A 14,519-nucleotide genomic window follows, 5' to 3' on the forward strand; every position below is an offset into this window, starting at 1 on the left:
ATGCGCGATATCAAACCGATCAATATGCTCTCCGTGGTCATCCCGGTCTATAACGAGCAGGAGAGTCTGCCGGAGCTGCTTCAGCGCACCTGCGCCGCCTGTGACTCAATTAAGATTGAGTATGAAATTCTGCTGGTGGATGACGGCAGCAGCGATCGTTCTGCCGAACTGATTGAACAGGCCGCCACCGTTCCCGGCAGCCGGATAACCGGCGTGCTGCTCAACCGCAACTACGGTCAGCATTCCGCCATCATGGCCGGATTCAGCCAGGTTCGTGGCGATCTGATTATTACGCTGGATGCCGATCTGCAGAACCCGCCGGAAGAGATCCCGCGGCTGGTTGACGCCGCGCGTCAGGGTTATGACGTGGTGGGTACCGTCCGTCAGCAGCGCCAGGACAGCTGGTTCCGTCGTAAAGCCTCACGCACGCTCAACCGGCTGATTCAGCGGGTCACCGGCAAGGCGATGGGCGATTACGGCTGCATGCTGCGCGCCTACCGTCGCCACATCGTCGAGGCGATGCTCAACTGTCACGAACGCAGCACTTTTATTCCGATCCTGGCCAACACCTTTGCCCGACACACCATTGAGCTGCCGGTGATCCATGCCGAGCGCGCTTTTGGCGATTCGAAATACAGCTTTATGCGCCTGATTAACCTGATGTATGACCTGGTGACCTGTCTGACCACCACGCCGCTGCGATTGCTCAGCGTGGTCGGCAGCCTGATTGCGCTCTCAGGCTTCGCCTTCTCTTTGGTGTTGCTCGTGTTGCGACTCTTTTTTGGTGCGGCCTGGGCGGGTGACGGCGTCTTCGTGTTGTTCGCCGTGCTGTTCATGTTTATCGGCGCCCAGTTTGTGGGTATGGGACTGCTCGGGGAGTACATCGGGCGCATTTACAACGACGTTCGGGCGCGTCCGCGCTATTTCGTTCAACGCATTGTTCACGCTCCAGAAGAGCCTTCAGTACAGGATATTCAATCATGAAGACCGTTGTTTTCGCCTATCACGACATGGGCTGTGTCGGCATCAATGCGCTGCTAAGTGCAGGCTATGAGATCACCGCCATTTTTACTCACAACGATGTGGCGACCGAAAACCACTTTTTCGGCTCAGTGGCCCGTCTGGCGGCAGAGCATGGCATTCCGGTCTATGCACCTGACGAGGCGAATCACCCGATCTGGCTTGACCGCATCCGTACCATGGCACCAGAGATGATCTTCTCTTTCTACTATCGCCATCTGCTGAGCGATAAGATCCTGCAATGCGCTCAAAAGGGTGCTTTTAACCTGCACGGCTCGCTGCTGCCAAAATATCGCGGCCGGGCACCGCTGAACTGGGCGCTGGTCAACGGCGAAACTGAAACGGGCGTTACGCTACATCGCATGGTAAAGCGCGCGGATGCCGGTAATATTCTGGCGCAGCAGAAGGTCGCTATTGAGGATCAGGACAACGCGCTGACACTGCATCGTAAACTGACCCAGGCTGCAGAGCAGTTGCTCGGCGACGTTTTACCTCGTCTGCGCGAGGGTGAGGTGAGTGAATGGCCACAGGATGAAAGTCAGGCGACACGGGTAGATCGTCGCACGGCCGAGGATGGCCGCATTGACTGGAATCAGCCTGCTCAGATGATTCACAATCTGGTCAGAGCGGTTACCGATCCGTGGCCTGGCGCATTCGCCTTTGCCGGTTCGGTTAAATTTATCGTCTGGAAGAGCCGGGTTCATCCGCAGCAGCATCAGGCAAAGCCAGGGACGGTACTTTCTAAGCAGCCATTCCTGATCGCCTGTGGCGAAGGCGCGCTGGAAATCCAGACCGGCCAGTCCGAGCATGGCGTTTACATGAATGGCAGCCAGCTGGCGCAGAGTCTGGGCATCGTCCCTGGCGCACTGCTCTATTCAAAACCGCAGTCAGCGCTGCAACGTCGTACCCGCGTGCTGATCCTTGGCGTTAACGGCTTTATCGGTAATCATCTCACTGAGCGTTTGTTACAGGATGAGCATTTCGAGGTCTATGGCCTGGATATCAGTTCAGACGCGATCAGCCGCTTCCTGGATCATCCGCGCTTCCATTTCGTCGAAGGGGATATCGCTATCCATTCCGAATGGATTGAGTATCACATCAAAAAATGCGACGTCATCCTGCCGCTGGTAGCCATCGCCACGCCAATTGAGTACACCCGCAATCCACTGCGCGTGTTTGAACTCGATTTCGAAGAGAACCTGAAAATCATTCGCGACTGCGTGAAGTATCAGAAACGCATCATTTTCCCATCCACTTCAGAAGTCTACGGCATGTGTACCGATGCCAGCTTCGATGAGGATTGCTCTAATCTGGTCGTCGGGCCGATCAACAAACAGCGCTGGATCTACTCGGTATCCAAACAGCTGCTGGACCGCGTTATCTGGGCCTACGGCGAAAAAGAGGGGCTGCGTTTTACCCTGTTCCGTCCGTTCAACTGGATGGGACCGCGTCTGGATAACCTTAATGCAGCGCGCATCGGCAGTTCCCGCGCGATAACCCAGCTCATTCTTAACCTGGTAGAAGGCTCGCCCATTAAGCTGATTGACGGCGGCAAACAGAAGCGCTGCTTTACCGATATTCAGGATGGCGTTGAGGCGCTATTCCGCATTATCGAAAACAAACAGCTGAATTGTGATGGTCAGATCATCAATATCGGTAATCCGGACAACGAAGCCAGTATCAAAGAGCTGGCCGAGCAGCTGCTGGCCAGCTTTGAACGTCATCCGCTGCGCAGTCAGTTCCCGCCGTTTGCCGGTTTCCGCGAAGTAGAAAGCAGCAGCTACTACGGCAAAGGCTATCAGGATGTGGAACACCGTAAACCGGCTATCCGCAATGCGCGTCGCCTGCTCGGCTGGACACCGACCGTGACGATGGATGTCACTATCGACAACACGCTCGACTTCTTCCTGCGCACCGTTGAGCCACAGGCTGATAAGTGATGAAGAAGATCGGTCTGCGGATTGACGTAGATACCTGGCGCGGCACGAAGCAGGGCGTGCCGGCGCTGCTTGAGCTGTTCCGGCGTCATGCGGTGCGGGGCAGCTTTTTCTTCAGCGTGGGACCAGACAACATGGGCCGCCATCTCTGGCGGCTGGTGAAACCGGCGTTTCTTATGAAGATGCTGCGCTCCCGTGCCGCGTCGCTCTATGGCTGGGACATCCTGCTCGCCGGAACGGCCTGGCCGGGAAAACAGATGGGACGGAGATTGCGGCACATCATGCAGGACGCCACTCGTCAGCACGAAGTCGGTCTGCACGCCTGGGACCATTTTGCCTGGCAGACCTGGGCCGGTGTCTGGCCGCAGGATAAGCTGGTTGAGCAGATAGCACGTGGCACCGAAACGCTGAGTGAGATACTCGGTCATCCTGTCAGCTGTTCGGCCGTCGCGGGCTGGCGAGCCGATGGCCGGGTGATCGCCGCCAAACAGGACTTTGGCTTTCACTACAACAGCGACTGTCGCGGCAGCGGCCCGTTCCGGCCCATGCTGCCGGATGGACAGATTGGTACTGTACAGATTCCGGTGACGTTGCCCACATGGGATGAAGTGGTTGGCCGCGAGGTCAGCGCAGAAGGCTATAACGACTACATTCTGGCGAAAATGCTCTCTTCTAACGATGGGGCGGTCTACACCGTGCATGCCGAAGTCGAAGGGATTATTGGCTACCCGGACTTTGACCAGCTGCTGGCTGCTGCGGCCCGTAATGGCATTCAGTTCTGCCCGTTGAGCGAGCTGCTGCCCGACGATCTGAGCACCTTGCCGGTGGGCAAAGTAGTCAGAGGCGAAATCCCCGGACGGGAAGGGTGGCTGGGCTGCCAGAAACTGACTGAAGAGGCGAACTAGTGCGGATACGTAACAACACGAAGTGGCTACTTTTTTTCAGCTTTTTTTATTCTCTATTACCTGCTTCCGCCGATGTTCCGCGATCTCTGGCAGCCGGATGAGACCCGTTATGCGGAGATCAGCCGGGAGATGCTGGCAACCGGTAACTGGGTGACGCCACACTTCTTCGGTCTGCGCTATTTTGAAAAACCAATTGCTGGCTACTGGATCAACTCGCTGGGTCAGTGGCTGTTTGGCCACAACAACTTTGGCGTGCGGGCGGGATCGATATTCTCCACGGCGATGACCGCCGTGCTGATCTACTGGCTCGGAAGGCGGCTGTTTGGTTCGGCACGCACGGCTGCCGTCGGCACGATTATTTTCCTTAGTTCGCTGCTGGTCTATGGCGTTGGCACCTATGCGGTGCTCGATCCGATGCTGATGCTCTGGCTGGCGGCCGCGATGTGCAGCTTCTGGCTGGCGACGGAGGCCAGCGGACGCGCCGGGCGGGCGGGCGGCTATCTGCTGCTGGGTCTCGCCTGCGGCATGGGGTTTATGACCAAAGGCTTTCTGGCGCTGGCAGTGCCTGTGCTGGCGATTCTGCCTTGGGCGATCTGGCGGCAGCGACTGCGCGAACTGCTCTGCTTCGGTCCGCTGGCTCTACTCTCAGCCGCGGCGATCAGCGCACCCTGGGCGCTGGCGATCTATCATCAGGCACCGGATTTCTGGCTCTACTTCTTCTGGGTTGAGCATATTCAGCGCTTTGCTGAGGACAATGCCCAGCACAAAGCGCCTTTCTGGTATTACCTGCCGGTTCTGCTGCTGGGAACGCTGCCGTGGCTGGCGCTGTTACCGGGCGCATTGATGACCGGCTGGCGCGAGCGTCAGCAGCATCCCGGTGCGCTCTATCTGCTGAGCTGGACGGTGATGCCGCTGCTGTTTTTCAGCCTGGCAAAAGGCAAGCTACCAACCTATATCCTGCCCTGTTTTGTGCCGCTGTCGCTGCTGATGGCGCACTATGGCCTGAACGCCGCACAGCGGGCAGGGCGCGCATTAACAGTCAATGGCGGGCTCAACCTGATTTTCGGCATCATTACCCTGGCAACGGTCGTGCTGGTGCTCGCTCCCTGGAGTGTGACGCATCATCCGCTGTTCGCCACGCACGAGATGCTGAAGCTTGCGCTGGGGGGCACTGGCATTTCTCATCTGGGGGCTGGTGGGCGCATATAGCTGCCGCTCTGCACAGCGCCGCTGGCTGGCGGCCGCGCTTTGCCCGCTGGGCGTCGCGCTGTTTATTGGCACGGCAATCCCGGATAAAATCCGCGACGCCAAACAGCCGCAGCGTTTTGTCTCGACGATCAGCCAGCGTCTGGCCTCAAGTCACTTTATCCTGGCGGACAATCCCGGCGTGGCATCTACCGCAGCCTGGCATCTGCAACGTAGCGATATCGGCTTCTATGACACCAAAGGCGAGCTGGAATATGGGCTGAGCTACCCGGATGCGCAATCCCGCTTTGTCTCTCAGGCAGACTTCGGCGGCTGGCTTGCCGATCATCGCCGTACGGGAAGCGTATCACTGCTGTTGCTGGTTGATTCAGTACACAGTGATATCGGCGAGGATGTTCCGGTGCCGGACGCCGTCTATCGCCAGGGCAGGCTGGTCTGTCTCTATTACAGTCAGATGAAGTGATGCTGCTGCTGATTATACTGGTCAGTCTGCTCAGCTGCAGTGCGCAACTGTGCCAGAAACAGGCGACCCATGCGGCATCGCGCCAGGTCCGTTTAAGCTGGATTGGGGTGAGCGTGCTGTTGCTGGGTGTCGCGATGCTTCTCTGGCTGCTGGTGCTGCAGCGGGTGCCTGTCAGCCAGGCCTATCCGATGCTGAGCCTTAACTTCATTTTCGTTGCGCTGGCAGGACGCATCCTCTGGCGCGAGCGCCTGACGCTGCGCCAGATCTTCGGCACGCTACTGGTGGTGACGGGTGTGGCGCTGATGGCGAGCCAGCTATGAAAGGGTATGGATGGGTCGCATGCAGCGTGCTGCTGGTCTCAGCGGCACAGCTGATGATGCGCTGGGCGATGCCGCGTCTGCCCGATGTCAGCAGCATAACGTCGCTGCCTGCTGTTGCCCTGCTGCCCGCCTTGCTGCTGCTGGCCGGGCTGGGCGCTTATGGTGTTTCAATGCTCTGCTGGATTCGGGCGCTGCGCTATTTTCCGCTGAACCGCGTCTATCCGCTGCTCAGCCTCAGTTATGTGCTGGTGTGGCTGGTGGCTGTCTGTCTGCCGGTATTCCATGAGGCGTTCAGCTGGCACAGCCTGGCGGGCGTAGTGATTATTGTCATCGGCCTGCTGTGTATCGTGGTTAAGCCCTGATTTAAGAATATTGTTAGTGTTTTCGCATCAACTACGCCTTTTATTAGCGTTTTTGGGCAGCGAGTAACTCTCGCGGCATTAAAGTATTTGCGATAAACGGCGGGTCAGCAAAGCGGTTTTATCTTTGCAGCCAGCTCGCCAATATCGCTGACGATCAGATCAGACACAGGCGCCAGCGGATACAGTGCCTGCCCTTTGCGGGTAACAAATGCAGTTTTCATGCCTGCACGTTTTGCTCCACCCACATCCCAGCCATGCGCAGCCACCATCATGCACTCTGAGACGGGCTTGCCCATCTCTTTCATGACCCACGCTACCTTATGCAGAGTGCCTGATTGAAGCCGGGCTTACCCCTTCCGTTCAGATGTTCGTCAGTTGCATTGATATTGATCCTGTCGCGGCGGATATGGCGTTTATACAGTTTTCCCTGCTGGGCATTGCAGCCGAGGTTGTCACCGGTAATACGCTGACGCTGGAGTTTAACTGGGTGCGCTATACACCGGCTTACTATCTCAACGATTTTGAAGAACTTCTCAAAAGCCAGCGCCGGATCAAGGCGATGCTGGCTTTTATCAGGGCAATGTAGGGAATGGACAAAACAGCAGGAAACTACAAAATGAATATTCAGACTTTTAATAATGTGTGGGACGTTATCAGCGAAACGCCAGAGCAGGCGGAAAATATGAAACTCCGCGCCGAGTTAGTAGGCCGCCTGAATAGCTGGATTAAACGTAATGGCCTGAATCAGGCCACTGCTGCTGCTGCGCTGGGCGTTTCACAACCCAGAGTGTCCGAGTTGGCAGGAGGTCGGATCAACTGCTTTTCAATTGATAAGCTGGTCAGCATGATGTCACATGCCGGACTGCACATAACCAGTATTGAGATAAGCGAACCAGAGGAAGCTTGAGCTGCCTTTTTGCATCGCGCGAACTGCCAGGACGGTAGCCCCTTCGGGGCAGGATAAACCCGGTGCTGATGCACCGGCTATACCCTTTCACCTGACCGTCTTCATCCCTTCCCATCTGACGCTGATAGCTTGCCGTTTCTGCTATCCTGGCTGATTCTGTCACTGCTTGAACATTGCCCCTTCGGCTCCCTGGCGTTGCCGGGTCGTTCCGGTATGAGCGAAGAAACGTTCCTGCCCTAAAATGGATGTCTGCGCTTCCACTCATCAACTACATCACCCAGATTTTTTGGTACGTCATTTCGTATCCAGGCCATAAACTCGCGATCAAACCGGAAATCTGGACCACACTCATTTACCATGAAACGGCGAACGTTTTGTGTGTTTTTGTAGTCTTTATCCACGATTGTAGAGCGTGTTAATGAAGAACTATGCCAGTCGATGTTCACTTGTTGGCTCCTGTATTAAACAAACGCTACCTCTGAAGCTGCATCAAGGTGACGCAGGCGTTTTTCTACATGATCTCTGGCATCTGCAGGGGCTCCCAGAAGGGATGGCAAAAGTACCGCATTTAGGTAACATTATGAACTAACTAAAAAATGGCACTTCCAATTTGGGCATATGCATGAATACGCATAATACTTATTATGTTAAATTATAGCAGGTACAGCCACATCTCCCAGCCGTATTGACGGTGTTTTATGATTCCATCACTCATCTGGCTTTGCGAAGTGAGTCGAAGAATGATTATGCTTCGATTATTAGAGATCGTACGATGAAGCAGTGTATCCGAAAAAATTAAAAATAATCCGAACGGCTACCTGCAGGCATTGCAGATCTGTTCACCATCAATACAGACGGTTTTTTGCCTGTGGTAACATACAGCGGTTATTTTTCAGAGCCGGGACTGATGAAGAAGAAGAAAAACCGCACACCAACTCCTCACGATGCCACGTTCCGGCAGTTTCTGACCCACCCGGATGTCGCCCGTGATTTCATGGAACTCCACTTGCCCGCAGAGCTGCGTGCTATCTGTGACCTCAGTACGCTAAAGCTGGAATCCGGCTCGTTCGTCGAGGATGACCTGAGGCAGTACTTTAGCGACGTGCTCTACAGTCTGAAAACCACAGCCGGTGAGGGTTATGTCCACGTGCTCATTGAGCACCAGTCTTCACCTGATAAACACATGGCTTTTCGCCTGATGCGTTATGCGGTGGCTGCCATGCAGCGCCACCTTGAGGCGGGCCATAAGAAGTTGCCACTGGTGATACCCGTGCTGTTCTATACGGGTAAACGCAGCCCGTATCCTTACTCCACCCGGTGGCTGAATGAGTTTGATGATCCGGCGCTGGCAGGCAAACTCTACAGCAGCGCTTTCCCGCTGGTTGACGTTACCGTCATTCCTGATGATGAAATCGCCGGCCATCGCAGCATGGCCGCCCTGACCCTGCTGCAGAAACATATTCATCAGCGGGACCTGGCAGAACTGACTGACCGGCTGGCGCCCATTCTGCTGGCCGGCTATCTGTCTTCATCACAGGTGATATCGCTGGTACACTATATTGTACAGGCAGGCGAAACAGCCGACGCCGAAGGTTTTGTACGCGAACTGGCACAGCGTGTGCCGCAACACGGAGACGCACTTATGACCATCGCACAACAGCTCGAACAGAATGGCATCCAGAAGGGTATCCAGCTAGGCAGGCAGGAAGGCCGGAATGAAGGCAAGCTGGAAGTTGCCCGAACCATGCTGCAGAACGGTCTTGACCCTAATACCGTCATGAAAATGACCGGACTGACTGAAGACGACCTGGCGCAGATCCGCCACTGACCTATTTAGCGGCCTCTCCGGCTGCACTGCTGATCCGCCAGGTACAGCCGCACAGGGGCTCACTGCCCCATCGTTACTTCAATTTTTCTGCCGTCAGCACATAAAACCCGGAAGGCCCATCAATAGCCATCTGCCATCCACAGCGGTTAAGAAGCGTTTCCAGCCCTTGCACGCGCCCTGTCAGTCGCGCCATCACCGGTGCGACCTGCTGGCCGTCATCGTCAAATGCAGCATCCAGGCTGCTCCGGGACAGATAAATTCCGTTTACGGCAGCGTTCAGGACAGCGGCATGCCTTTCTGACCACTCCCGGTCGCTGAACAGCTGGTAAGCCCAGCACATATCTTTCGCCATCTCTAAAGCATATGTCAGACGGAACAGGTCATTCTGCTGGGACAGCTCGCCTGTGCATGAACGCCATAGGTAGTCCAGCTTGCCGGCAAGCTTTGCGCCAACGCCATACTAGCGCCCCTGCGTTAGCAGCCACTCAATGTCGGGAGCCACCTCACGGGAAAAGCGACGCTGCTTCAGGGCGGTTGCCAGCCAGCGTGTCAGAAAGAGATTTTCCTGAGCAGCAGAGCAAACGGTACCGTCCTGACGTGCTAGTGCAAGGGCTGTCAGAGCGCACCAGGCCAGATGACCAGATTTATGTGTCAGCGTCACTAGTCTGTCCTCCTAATAATTCATGTACGGAAAATTTACTTAATAATTAGTAAAACAATAAATATTGTGCTCTGTATGCCGCTTAGCGGCATGGAGGCGTCAGATGATGTCAGAGCAGGACATTGGTCATACGGCGCCGTACGCCCGGCGTAGCCGATTACGGACTGATATGTAGCGCGACCCAACCCCATCCTTGTATCTAACATTATGTGGTGATTAGCTACCATCACACGAAGCAGAGTGAGCCAGTCCCCTCCCAGCGCACGATTTAATTATCGATCCCGTCTGGCAGCTTTATGGCCCCCTTTTTTCACTTTTCACGCCAGCACATTTTGTTGAGCGGTTACCGGGTGCCCGACTCCGTATGTACAAGGCTAACAGGCGTGACGGCCATTGTGAGAGGAGAAATACGATGTTTCCTGTAGGCATAGACGTAAGTAAAGACACTCTTGTTCTCTGCATACTGTATTACGACATAAAAGAACGCATACGGGGAAAAAAGATAAAAAAATGACCGCAGCGCGTTAGCCAGTATATTCTGCTGGCTGCCCCTGCAGCACAGCGGACCCGGTGACGTTTACCTGAATATGGAGGCGATGGGCGTTTACCACGAACGCCTTGCTTTGTCGCTGCATGAGGCCGGGTCATAATTTTCGCTGACCAACCCAGGTCTGATTCTGAAATGACTGCCGGCATCGGCTCTTCGTGAGGTATTCATGCTGATAGCACAGATAACAGATATCCACGCCGCTCCCGATAATGATCATCTTCAGCGCTTCGGGCAGGCGCTGTCGTGGCTTGAACAGGTGGGGCCGGACATAATGATTCTTAGTGGTGACCTGACGGATGAAGGCTGGGATGAGGGATACGAGCAGATAGCTGCTCAACTGGAAAAACAGGCTTACCCCTACCTGCTGCTGCCCGGAAATTCAGACGATCGAAACTATATGCGACAAACGTGGGGTAATAAACTCTGGTTGCCTGACTCACCGGGAGAGTTGCTGCACTTCAGTTATAACGCGGGCGTAATAAGCCTGGCGGGCGTGGACTCAACCGTCAGCGGACAGAGCTATGGATCACTTTCGGGACGTATGGGATGGCTGGAAAAGCAACTTGGCGAGGCTGATGGTGCTCCGTTTCTGCTGTTTCTTCACCATCACATTTTCCCTTCCGGCATACCCACTCTTGATGAAACGATGTGCAGGGGACTGAGTGAGTTTGAAGACCTGATAAGAAGATATCCTGACAGGATACTGGCTGTTTCTTCAGGACATGTCCACCGACCTGTTGCTGGCAACTTTGCGGGGATCCCGGCAAATATCTGTGGTTCGGTCTGTCCAGCCAATCCATTATGGTTCGGTTCAGCAAATGTTCCGCCAGTCAGAGAAAACCCCATGCTGATGATTCACCGGTATGATCAGGGGAAAATCAGCAGTCACCATGTCTGTACCTGATTATTTATCCTCTGAAATAAGAAAGCGTTTTGCCTGACGCTTTCATCTTTATCTTTATATTCTTCTGTCTAAAGGGCAGGGGAAAAATTAATTAGGCTCTACATAAATCTCACCTGCCACTTCTAAAATATAAGAAAAACAGAGGGGTGATTATTAAAAAAAGCAGGGATTATGAATAACCAATCGTACGTTTGTAGTAACAAACCAAAAGGTGCAATCATGACAAACATCACTATCTTATTTACTGTAGCAATAGTAGACAATGTGACAGATCGCAGACTGCTTTCAGTATGTGACACCATCCTGGCATAAGAAATAATTTGAACAAAATTGATATAAAAGAAGATAATACAGAGGAAAAACGCTGACATGTAGATATTGTTAAAATAAAGAGAAGACACTGATGAAATTATAACCAAAAGGAAAAATATAAAATGAAATCTAGCATTAGAAGATGAAGGTAGAGTCTCTGTCACAAAGCCCGTTGTGGACTGTGCAAGCATAATTAAAAAGAAAACGATACCGAGAATTATAGCCTGACCATCTTCCGGTAGATCTTGTCCTGCTATAACCTGCCAGTATTGAATGAGAGACTGGAGGAAGAATGAAGATATAATGACGGTTAATAACGTTAACAATCCTGTACGACCTGCGAAAACCTGCCGGATACTATTACATAGCATGGTGAAGGAAAAAAACTTTGATTTTTCCTCACTTTTAAATTGACGATCGGAAGGTAAGAAGGCTGACATTAAAAAAAATCATAAACATTAATAAAGCTGATATAAATATAGAAGACTTCCCTATATAAAAATAAGCAGTCGCTCCTATAAGAGATGTCACTCCCATAAACATAAACTGATATTTATAATATAAGGAAAATATTTTTTGGGAAGAGATATTATTGTTCTCATTTTTACTATGATCATAAAGATAACTATCAAATGTACCACTCATCATTCCCAAAGATAAGGCGTTGAAGAGTTCGGCCAGCATGAAAAACCAAAAATTATCTGCCACTGCCATAGTAAGCAGCCATGCAGAAGAGAAAAGTATACTGACGCTGATTGAAAACTTTCTGCTATAGCGGTCAGAAAAATAAGAAAGGGGTATATCCAAAAAGACGATAATGATTCCCTGAAATGTCTTTAGCAGGCCTACCTGGCTAACGGAAAGACCATTCTGGAGCATATATATAACAGAATATGCACCAATCAACATCCTTACACCGGAGTACATTATGCCAGTGAATCTGACGGCGGCACTGCTTTTAAGCACAATTATTCTCCCTACATAATCAGAAAAACTAACGCTACCATCCGGTAGCGTTATCGTTCATTCAAGGTACAATATTTTCACCATTAACGCGTGGAAGCAACTGGAAATCCTGAATATCATTTTCTCTTGTTACCCACATTAAAAATCTTTCAATCCCCATCCCAAAGCCTGCGGTTCTTACTGGATATTCCTCTTTCATTCTGATGTACCACTCATAATCATCAGGTGCAACCTGATGTTCTTCGAGTGCTTTTCTCACCCCGGCGCCATCACTATGACGTTCACCTGCTCCCACCACCTCGCCAATACCAAATAATAAATCTGCATTCAGTGCAGAATGCGGTTTGTTGGGATCCCTGCATTGATAGAATGGAACACTCAGAATGTCATAGTTAGTTACCCATACAAACCCGCCAAAATGTTCTATGAGACGCCGTTCTCCCGCATGAGTTAAATTCCTGAATTCACCGACGTCTTCAATGTAGCTAGTGTAATTATCAGGCGATAGCTGTTTAAGTAGGTCATCAGCTTCATCTAATGTTATCTGTATGAAAGGAGTATTCTTCTCCGCAAGAGAAATTAAATGAGAAATGTCACCTAACTTTTCATTCAATAAGTCACCATGTCGAAGCAATATATGTCTTGCGAGATGAACAAGATAATCTTCAACAAGTACTATCACATCATTTATCGTACCCGGTATTTCAGCTTCACTATGGTAAAACTGAGAGAGGTGGCGTTTATCGTTATCTTCACCACGGAAAGATGGCATAATGTACCATGCACCATTTCCGAATAATCTTGTACCGTATTCAAGCATAAACTGCATTGAGTCGGCGAGATAAACATCCTGCTCAAACATTTTTACTTTAACCGGAAGCGAGTCACTGCCTTTACCCATCGGGCTGGAAATAGATCCAGTTGTAATAGGCAGATGAAGTGTTTTTATTTTTCGCAGATTGTAAAAATCAAAAGTAGCAAAAGATAGTGTATTCTGAAGTTCCGCCAACAATTGATACCATGGCTTACCCAGCACTTTCAGATAATGGTTGCGCGTATCTTTTCAGGTTTGATCTGTTCTGAAACGGCTCGTTTCTTTTACCTTTGGCTCTTTTAGCAATCCATACTGTACTACATCAGTTAGTTCACCATCTTTGTTTTTTGTATAACTACGTGCAACACCTTCAAGTTTGAAACCGAGTTTAGTGAGCAGTTTTTCAGATGCGTGATTATCTGGCTGATGATTCGCAGAGATGCGTTTGAAATTAAGCACATTAAAAGCATGACTTATGACAAGTCCGGCCGCCCGCGTTCCTACTCCAGTTCTCCATACCTTCTGTGACAAAGCGATGCCGAGTTCGGCGCTTTCTCTGAAATTATCGACATGACTTAGGGTCACAGAGCCCACAACCTCTCCTGAATTGCGAAGTTCTAATGCCCAGAGATAGAATTCTTTATTACTGTAATTCTCAACCCATCCACTTACTATTGCATTAGTTTCATTAATATCTTTATGTGCTTTCCGGGTAAGATACTTCGCTACTTCAGGATCATACGCCCAATTCTCGTAGACCTTGGCTGAATCATTTTTTGTAAAAGGTCTTAAGATAATATCTTTAGAATCAATTAATAAAGTACCTTTGTGGTTAATTCCCATGTAATGACTCCTTCCGTAATCACTCAGTGAGCCTCCGTTATACCAATTATGACATTTTTGCTAAAAGCAGAATAACTGTTAAGAATATGAGATATTTTCAAATACTGGTGTTTGATGATAATCCAATTCAGCTTCTTTTTTTAACGGCCAGCGAGCAGTGCGCAGCTGGCCTTATGAATGACGCGCTAGCGTCATGGAGGCGCCAGATGATGTCAGAGCAGGGTATAGTGGTCAGACGACGCCGTACGCCCGGCGAAGTCGGTTACGGCCTGATATATGGCGCTACCCAACCCCTTCCTGTTAAGCCAGACGGCCTCAAAGCGATGATTACGGTTATCTAATCCCAGAGCCCCGGAAATCACGGGCTGTACGGCGCAGAGCGACGTACAGCCCGTGATTTCCGGGGTCTTAGGTTTACTGTTCATTATGAACAGTAAAGCTTAGAGGATTAGTTACACCATTCATTACAGCCACTCCTGTTCCGGCCCTTCGGGCCGGGGCGGGGGCGGCCTGTTAATTGG

14 protein-coding genes and 3 pseudogenes are annotated in these 14,519 nt (G+C 51.6%); 11 read left to right on the forward strand and 6 right to left on the reverse strand.

Going from position 1 to position 14,519, the window contains the following annotated elements; all coding sequences use genetic code 11:
• The 6 genes and pseudogenes from arnC (at position 1) to arnF (ending at position 6,213) form a co-directional block, all read left to right on the forward strand.
• On the forward strand, positions 1-984 hold the full coding sequence (gene arnC, locus JNO11_RS20150) for an undecaprenyl-phosphate 4-deoxy-4-formamido-L-arabinose transferase (RefSeq protein ID WP_325177744.1): 984 nt from the start codon (positions 1-3) through the stop codon (positions 982-984).
• Positions 981-2,960 carry a bifunctional UDP-4-amino-4-deoxy-L-arabinose formyltransferase/UDP-glucuronic acid oxidase ArnA gene (gene arnA, locus JNO11_RS20155; protein ID WP_325177745.1) on the forward strand — a complete coding sequence of 660 codons (1,980 nt, stop codon included), beginning with the start codon at positions 981-983 and terminating at the stop codon, positions 2,958-2,960. Before arnC ends, arnA begins: the two co-directional genes overlap by 4 nt.
• Positions 2,960-3,862, forward strand: a complete 903-nt coding sequence (gene arnD, locus JNO11_RS20160) for a 4-deoxy-4-formamido-L-arabinose-phosphoundecaprenol deformylase (RefSeq protein WP_157354176.1) — start codon at positions 2,960-2,962, stop codon at positions 3,860-3,862. Before arnA ends, arnD begins: the two co-directional genes overlap by 1 nt.
• A pseudogene (gene arnT / locus JNO11_RS20165) lies at positions 3,862-5,531 on the forward strand (lipid IV(A) 4-amino-4-deoxy-L-arabinosyltransferase). Before arnD ends, arnT begins: the two are co-directional and overlap by 1 nt.
• On the forward strand, positions 5,531-5,851 hold the full coding sequence (gene arnE / locus JNO11_RS20170) for a 4-amino-4-deoxy-L-arabinose-phosphoundecaprenol flippase subunit ArnE (RefSeq protein ID WP_033770065.1): 321 nt from the start codon (positions 5,531-5,533) through the stop codon (positions 5,849-5,851). Before arnT ends, arnE begins: the two are co-directional and overlap by 1 nt.
• Positions 5,848-6,213 (forward strand): 4-amino-4-deoxy-L-arabinose-phosphoundecaprenol flippase subunit ArnF, encoded by a 366-nt coding sequence (gene arnF, locus JNO11_RS20175; RefSeq protein WP_010257128.1) that lies wholly within the window; start codon positions 5,848-5,850, stop codon positions 6,211-6,213. The genes arnE and arnF overlap by 4 nt, the downstream gene beginning before the upstream one ends.
• A gap of 104 nt (positions 6,214-6,317) precedes the next feature.
• On the opposite strand, the gene JNO11_RS20180 is transcribed toward arnF, so the two are convergent.
• Positions 6,318-6,518: a hypothetical protein gene (locus JNO11_RS20180; RefSeq protein ID WP_325177746.1), complete on the reverse strand. Its 201-nt coding sequence runs from the start codon at positions 6,516-6,518 to the stop codon at positions 6,318-6,320.
• Between the two features lie 14 nt (positions 6,519-6,532).
• On the opposite strand from JNO11_RS20180, the pseudogene JNO11_RS20185 reads away from it, so the two are divergent.
• Together JNO11_RS20185 and JNO11_RS20190 are read left to right on the forward strand one after the other, a co-directional pair.
• Positions 6,533-6,799 (forward strand): annotated as a pseudogene (locus JNO11_RS20185) (SAM-dependent DNA methyltransferase); the annotation flags it as partial.
• A gap of 30 nt (positions 6,800-6,829) precedes the next feature.
• Entirely contained in the window at positions 6,830-7,120 is a 291-nt protein-coding gene (locus tag JNO11_RS20190) for an XRE family transcriptional regulator (RefSeq protein WP_010257118.1), read from the forward strand.
• A 236-nt stretch (positions 7,121-7,356) separates the two neighbouring features.
• On the opposite strand, the gene JNO11_RS20195 is transcribed toward JNO11_RS20190, so the two are convergent.
• A complete protein-coding gene (locus JNO11_RS20195) occupies positions 7,357-7,566 on the reverse strand; it encodes a DUF6434 domain-containing protein (RefSeq protein ID WP_111534873.1) in 210 nt (69 codons plus the stop codon).
• 461 nt (positions 7,567-8,027) lie between these two features.
• On the opposite strand from JNO11_RS20195, the gene JNO11_RS20200 reads away from it, so the two are divergent.
• On the forward strand, positions 8,028-8,948 hold the full coding sequence (locus tag JNO11_RS20200; RefSeq protein ID WP_325177747.1) for an Rpn family recombination-promoting nuclease/putative transposase: 921 nt from the start codon (positions 8,028-8,030) through the stop codon (positions 8,946-8,948).
• Positions 8,949-9,021: 73 nt separating this feature from the next.
• On the opposite strand, the pseudogene JNO11_RS20205 reads toward JNO11_RS20200, so the two are convergent.
• Positions 9,022-9,609: pseudogene (locus tag JNO11_RS20205) on the reverse strand (DUF2913 family protein).
• A 716-nt stretch (positions 9,610-10,325) separates the two neighbouring features.
• On the opposite strand from JNO11_RS20205, the gene JNO11_RS20210 reads away from it, so the two are divergent.
• On the forward strand, positions 10,326-11,063 hold the full coding sequence (locus JNO11_RS20210) for a metallophosphoesterase (RefSeq protein ID WP_325177748.1): 738 nt from the start codon (positions 10,326-10,328) through the stop codon (positions 11,061-11,063).
• A 717-nt stretch (positions 11,064-11,780) separates the two neighbouring features.
• On the opposite strand, the gene JNO11_RS20215 is transcribed toward JNO11_RS20210, so the two are convergent.
• The 3 genes from JNO11_RS20215 to JNO11_RS20225 all read right to left on the reverse strand — a co-directional run bounded on the left by JNO11_RS20215 (position 11,781) and on the right by JNO11_RS20225 (position 13,998).
• Entirely contained in the window at positions 11,781-12,341 is a 561-nt protein-coding gene (locus tag JNO11_RS20215) for an MFS transporter (protein WP_325177749.1), read from the reverse strand.
• A gap of 61 nt (positions 12,342-12,402) precedes the next feature.
• Positions 12,403-13,383: an asparagine synthetase A gene (locus JNO11_RS20220; RefSeq protein WP_325177775.1), complete on the reverse strand. Its 981-nt coding sequence runs from the start codon at positions 13,381-13,383 to the stop codon at positions 12,403-12,405.
• A gap of 21 nt (positions 13,384-13,404) precedes the next feature.
• On the reverse strand, positions 13,405-13,998 hold the full coding sequence (locus JNO11_RS20225) for a GNAT family N-acetyltransferase (RefSeq protein ID WP_325177750.1): 594 nt from the start codon (positions 13,996-13,998) through the stop codon (positions 13,405-13,407).
• Positions 13,999-14,204: 206 nt separating this feature from the next.
• On the opposite strand from JNO11_RS20225, the gene JNO11_RS20230 reads away from it, so the two are divergent.
• Positions 14,205-14,339, forward strand: a complete 135-nt coding sequence (locus JNO11_RS20230) for a hypothetical protein (RefSeq protein WP_277950497.1) — start codon at positions 14,205-14,207, stop codon at positions 14,337-14,339.
• Positions 14,340-14,519: the final 180 nt, after the last annotated feature.

The sequence above is a fragment of the Pantoea sp. 1B4 genome, assembly GCF_016925765.1.
In the GTDB taxonomy this organism is placed as follows: Bacteria; Pseudomonadota; Gammaproteobacteria; order Enterobacterales; family Enterobacteriaceae; genus Pantoea; species Pantoea agglomerans.

Excerpts from the sequence above, each read along its gene's own strand:
- arnC (WP_325177744.1), top strand. The coding sequence starts at position 1 with ATGCGCGATATCAAACCGATCAATATGCTCTCCGTGGTCATCCCGGTC.
- arnA (WP_325177745.1), top strand. The coding sequence starts at position 981 with ATGAAGACCGTTGTTTTCGCCTATCACGACATGGGCTGTGTCGGCATC.
- arnD (WP_157354176.1), top strand. The coding sequence starts at position 2,960 with ATGAAGAAGATCGGTCTGCGGATTGACGTAGATACCTGGCGCGGCACG.
- arnE (WP_033770065.1), top strand. The coding sequence starts at position 5,531 with ATGCTGCTGCTGATTATACTGGTCAGTCTGCTCAGCTGCAGTGCGCAA.
- arnF (WP_010257128.1), top strand. The coding sequence starts at position 5,848 with ATGAAAGGGTATGGATGGGTCGCATGCAGCGTGCTGCTGGTCTCAGCG.
- JNO11_RS20180 (WP_325177746.1), bottom strand. The coding sequence starts at position 6,518 with ATGAAAGAGATGGGCAAGCCCGTCTCAGAGTGCATGATGGTGGCTGCG.
- JNO11_RS20190 (WP_010257118.1), top strand. The coding sequence starts at position 6,830 with ATGAATATTCAGACTTTTAATAATGTGTGGGACGTTATCAGCGAAACG.
- JNO11_RS20200 (WP_325177747.1), top strand. The coding sequence starts at position 8,028 with ATGAAGAAGAAGAAAAACCGCACACCAACTCCTCACGATGCCACGTTC.
- JNO11_RS20210 (WP_325177748.1), top strand. The coding sequence starts at position 10,326 with ATGCTGATAGCACAGATAACAGATATCCACGCCGCTCCCGATAATGAT.
- JNO11_RS20225 (WP_325177750.1), bottom strand. The coding sequence starts at position 13,998 with ATGGGAATTAACCACAAAGGTACTTTATTAATTGATTCTAAAGATATT.
- JNO11_RS20230 (WP_277950497.1), top strand. The coding sequence starts at position 14,205 with ATGATGTCAGAGCAGGGTATAGTGGTCAGACGACGCCGTACGCCCGGC.